Source organism: Candidatus Cardinium sp. cByotN1 (genome assembly GCF_022810525.1).
GTDB lineage: Bacteria > Bacteroidota > Bacteroidia > Cytophagales > Amoebophilaceae > Cardinium.
Genome location: NZ_JAACGG010000048.1, coordinates 1 through 5,397, shown reverse-complemented (window position 1 = coordinate 5,397; position 5,397 = coordinate 1). Strand labels below are relative to the sequence as shown.

Genomic DNA, 5,397 nt, shown 5'->3' with positions numbered 1-5,397 from the left:
AAACCAAAGAGTTGCTCAATATAATCGAAGAAAAACCACAGTCAGGAACAGATACTTTAGAAGGGGCATTTTTTGCAGCTCTGCAAGAGTAGTGAATGCCTACATTTTAGTTTAGGCAGCCTCGACTGCATGGAGATTGGGTAAAAACAGTGCTTTATCACTCTTCTCCATACCCTCTTCTTGACCTTCTTGGTTGGTATCTAATTTGATGTCTGTTAAAGTTGCTGGTTTACAAAAGAGTGGTTTACTAAAGGAATAAGCTTCTGCATTTTTCTTGACAGGTTTCATGCCAAACCTACCTGGCATACCTCCATTTATCGAAGCCAAAAGTTGGTAATGTCCAGTATAAGCCAGGGATTCATAGACTGGACTACGCTTTTCGTCTAAAGATGGATAGTGTGCGCGAATAATCTTTGAATCAATCCAAGAACTCATCATACCAGTTCTATCTTTGCCACTTTTACAACTAATGCCTACGGGTTCCCCCAACAGTATCTCAGATAGCGCATAATTTGCAGCAAGATTGGCAAAGTAATTATCGCTTGTGTTGGTGTTTTGTTTCCACAAATTTGTTACGTTTAATTGCTTGGCAGCTTCTTGTAACCTTGTTAGCGCTGTACCATACTTCTTCCTTTTTTGATCTTCTACTGCTTTGTTTTGATCAAGATTTTTGTCAGAAGCTGGTAGATGACTGGGTAGCTTATCCACTAAGTGTTTAAAGATAGGTGTGGTTGATACTTCATTGATGGAGAAATTCATAAATTGATTATAACCTACTGTCTGGAGTGTATCTTCTACAATCTTTTTTTCACTCAGTTTCTTAAGAAGTGGTATATCTTGCCCCCCCATATTCCGATTTAAGGATAGCCATACTATATCCCTGGCTACTTGCTGGACTTGTTCCCAATTTTGTTGCGTAATTTCAAGGTCTGCTTTTATAGATGCATCATCTTTGCGTGGATTAGGCGAAGCCAATGATCCGCTGTGGTAATAATGGCCTAATAGAGTCTTTTGATTATTTTGATCATAACGCCAAACATTTTTTCGATATGCATTTCTACATCCTATAATATCTCGAAGCTGGGTTGGAATATAGTGTTGATCATCTAAAAATTTGTCTACATAGCTATTAAATAACATTTTTTCAAATTCCTCTAAACGGTTAAACCAGTGTTCGGATGCTCTATTTCGTATTTTTTCTTTCTGTTTTTCTGTTAGTGGGAAATTTTTTTTATCCTCTAAGGCAAATGTTTGGTCTTTTATATGAAATGTAGTAGTAACATCATAGTGTGTATCCTCTAATCCAACATAATTTTCTGCTAATCTTAGTTTTTTGTTTATAGCCTCTAGAGAGACTGTTGGAAAGACATGCTTCTTTAAGAAAGCTACGACCTCAAAGTTTATCTTTTTTATTGCCTTTATCCAATCGTTTTCTTCTTTTTCTTTTGCGTTTTTTTGATAATCATGATAAGGGACAAATTTATTATAACAACTAAGCAGCCTACGGGCATCCTTTGCAATTGCTGGCATATTTTTTCCATACAATAGGCATATTTTTTCTGCAGCACGATATATGTTGAGCGCTATAACAAAGTAATCTTCTAGGGCGTATAGGCTATTACAATTTTTTTCTACTATGCGTTCTAATTTATCCCCTGCAAGATGCCATGTAATATTTCTTCTTTTATCTGCTTTGTTACGCATGGCTTCGATTTCTTTTTTAAAAGAAAAGCCTGCATCAATACCTTTGGAAGTAGGTGCAGGTGATATCGTTTGTGTAGATCTACTATTAGACTCTTGATCAGATCCATAACCAGACTCGTCGTCAGACTCTTTGTCATACTGACCACTATAGTTATAACTAGCATTATTATTAGGTTTATAGTTATAAGGGTCATTATCCATATCATCCATACCATCAGTACTATGATTAAGTTGAGGCTCAAATTCAGCAATAGAGAAATAATTCTTTTTTATCGTATTATCTGTCTCCTTGGCGCATGCTTTAGAAGTAGATATAAGTGCAGTACCTTTAGCGTGCTTGCATTTGCCTGCTTGTAAAGATAATAGGAGAGAGAGTACAACAATAGTATGTTTAGTATAAGTCATCTTTTAAAATAAAGAAATGGCAATAAATAAGAAAATATGCAATTATAAGGCCCTGTATTTTAGTGATTTTTAATTATTAAATCAAATTATACAGTACACTGTGTAAGATTTTTTATATATGATTATGAATAATAGTAGAGTTGGTTTGTCTTTTCATTTTTTTTTAGTACCATTGAAGGTAGGCTTGTAGCAGCAAATGTTATCGTGATAGCAAAGGTTAGCAAAATGATCATACTTTGGGCTTTTTCCATAGCATAAATAGTGCTTGTTTCTTTTATAGCTTTTATCTAGCAAGCTATTAATTTGCGCTATTTTTGCTTGGCGTATAGCCATTAACAAGCCATTGATGATGATCGATTACATAATATATCGCCTTTCTTTTATAGAAAGTCAATTATATACCTACTACTTTTTAAGTTAAGTATAGGCTACTCTGGTACCGTAATGCTTTTTTCAAGTGGTTCGAATAATTGCCCTTGATTAGCCAAAAATTTAGCGCTTTAGTTGAAGTATTCAAAATCAATCTATCTGTTTGCATTTTGCTTTATCTAGGGCCTAGTTTTCTTTAGCTACTTTTTATAGGCTATAGCGGTACTCTTGCTTAAGAGGTTACAAAAATAATAAAAAACATATAAAAAAGCAAAAAACAATTATGGCCAATAAGTTGAATAACATTACATCAATTCGTAAAGGATTTATCAGTCCAAGTTTTATTTTTTCAGCCACTTATATTTTATTTAGTGGAAAAGCCTGTCCTAGTTTCTATAGTAGTAGTGCTAGTAGTGAGACAACAGATCAGCTAAACCACTCGGTCTTCCCAGCAGCAAATAATCTAGAAAATAAAGTTAACGAGACTAAGGGTCTACCACCTAAAGGTGATGCATTAGAAACAAATGCGTTTAAAAAGCTAGATAAAGCTGAACTTGATGCATTAGGCGTTACATCTTTGTCAGGTCAGGCAACACTACTAGACCTACATCTAGGTGATGCTTCATGTGGTGTTTTTGTAGTACCTGAAACTGAAGAAAGACTGCTTGTTAAGCTTCCTTCCCAAGATGGATGGACTGCTCTTTCTGAGCAAGATGAGGTGTCAGGTAAGTTGTATATGCGCTATGATACTGTTTCTGATTCCCGTATGATAAAGATGGATCCTGCTTTATTTGCGTTATTATCCAGCCAATTAAGTCAATCCACCCATAGTACGCTTCATAGTAATGTAGCATTTTGCTATAAGCCACCTCTTGGCGACAAACCTATCTTTGCAGAAGATGGCATAACATCCTCTACGATGTTTAAGAAAGATCTATATAAAAAGTTTCATACCTCTTCTACCGGTGACCTAACCTTGGCTAGCAGTAGGCTATCGATTACAGGCAGTGTATCTCTTGATAAACTTCAAGGCCTTAAAGAGGTAGGTTTCTTGTTAGTTAAAGACGACAATAGCCTGGCTAATTTGGTTAAAGCTATGTTAGCAACTGACCCAACATGGCTGGCCAAAGCAGCGGTAGCAGAGACAAAAGAATACATAATCTGCCCTGCTTCACTGGTTGGCAATGAATTAAAAGCAGATGCCTTTGATTTAGATATAAAGTCACAAGATAAGGATACAAGTTTACGCTTAGAAGGTTATGCATCAGTCTATTGCTACCTTAACTATGGAAGCTATTCTCGTCTAATCAAATTAGACAATTTAAAATTGTCCATAACCAAAGATACACAACGGTTCTATCAGCCATTTTATTCTTATACCGCTATACCTACTCCTGCTATAGTGCCATCGCAACCACCAGTTTCTAAAGAAGCAGATGGGTCTACAAAAGAGGTGAATGAATCTAAAGATGAAACGAATGGTGATCCAAAGGTTGTAAATAGTGAGCCTAATCTAATAATCAATGAACCAGTAGTAGTCGAATCTAATCAGGTTAATAGGGCAAATAAAACTATTCCACCTCTTCTAAATCCAGCACCCAGCTCTGGTCAGACTTCGTTACCTGTTTCACCACCTCCACTTACACCCACTAGTAGAAATTTTCTTGAGGCTCAAAACAGTGTAGGGGCTACTTTGACCAATAATAACAATAATTCGGTTACGCATACTAGTGAGCCATCTACAAGAGGTACAGCGCAATTTTCAACATCTTTTATGCCGGCTATAGCAGATAAGATCTTGGAGACAGTTGAAAAGGTTGAGGCTAATAATAATCCCATTAGCCAAAAGAACGCTTATGCTGACTTAAAGGAGACAATACCTATGAATGAATCTTTGTCAACAATGGTGTCAACGCCTCCACCACTGCCGCTCCCGATGTTCAATACAAATGGAGCCCCACCACCGCCGCCGATCCCAACAAAAGCGGATCTAGATGCTTTAATCCATCTAGGGAATAATAGTCGGTCTGTAACGGGCAACTTGTCTAGTGCTAAAAGTTCTGGAAACGGATCAACAGGATCAGGACCAAAAACAAATTCGATTGTGGAGGATGAAAATTTTAAAAAAAGGTTAGCGGCTAGACGGCAAGCACTAGAAGAACTAGAGGAAGGAGTAGAAACTAGTGATTCCCTGATTGATAAGAAGGTTAACAATAAGCTAGCCGCTAAAAGCGAAGCATTATCTGGAGTATCACAAACTATTAGCAATATGATACCTGAACCTTCACAACCGGTGAGCGATAGAAGGCCTGGAATCGAGTCTGATGATAGTGATGATCCTGATTGGGAGGCCTAAGTCAGTATCTCACTGGTAAAAAATGAATTTTTAAAATTACTTTTTTCTTGATAAAGAAGTAAGCAAAAAATCAAGCCCTGGTAAAAAGTTGCTGAAATCACTTCTTACAGCTGGAAAAACAGAACTTGCCCGCTGCGCGGACTTCAAACACAACTGTTTTTCTATTTCAGCTGTAATGAGTGATTTCTGATCGCAATTATTTTACAAGGGGCGTTTTTTATATATTATTATATATAATAATCAATTAAATATACCTCTTAAGTTAACGCCATTGGCTGAAGAATGACCACCATTGGCATATAAGCCGTAAGAATTTTTCTCTTACTTTTTTATCAAGAAAAAAGGTATCTATTCACCACTATGGTCAAGGGCTAGCTAAAACTAAATAAAAATGCGCCCTTATAAAAAGTTGTGAGTAGAAAACGCGCCTTACAGCTGATGAGAAAAACAGTGTGTTTGAAGCCCGCGCAGCGGGCGAGTTCTGTTTTTCCAGCTGTAAGCCGAGCTTTCAGCAGTTTTTTGCAGAGGGCTTGATTTTTTGCTTACTTTTTTATCAAGAAAAA

Annotated in this window: 2 protein-coding genes; one reads left to right on the top strand and one right to left on the bottom strand. The window is 36.7% G+C overall.

The features are described 5' to 3' along the window. Nucleotides 1–111: 111 nt before the first annotated feature. Nucleotides 112–2,109 (bottom strand): inositol phosphate phosphatase SopB, encoded by a 1,998-nt coding sequence (locus tag MUW73_RS01490; protein WP_243018677.1) that lies wholly within the window; start codon nt 2,107–2,109, stop codon nt 112–114. Nucleotides 2,110–2,761: 652 nt separating this feature from the next. Between MUW73_RS01490 and MUW73_RS01485 the strand changes: the two genes are divergently transcribed. Then, complete coding sequence (locus MUW73_RS01485; protein WP_243018676.1) at nt 2,762–4,834, top strand: hypothetical protein; 2,073 nt, start codon at nt 2,762–2,764, stop codon at nt 4,832–4,834. The last annotated feature ends 563 nt before the right edge of the window (nt 4,835–5,397 follow it).

What these genes read in the sequence shown, in the direction of transcription:
- MUW73_RS01490 (WP_243018677.1), bottom strand. Translation starts at nt 2,109, where the DNA reads ATGACTTATACTAAACATACTATTGTTGTACTCTCTCTCCTATTATCT.
- MUW73_RS01485 (WP_243018676.1), top strand. Translation starts at nt 2,762, where the DNA reads ATGGCCAATAAGTTGAATAACATTACATCAATTCGTAAAGGATTTATC.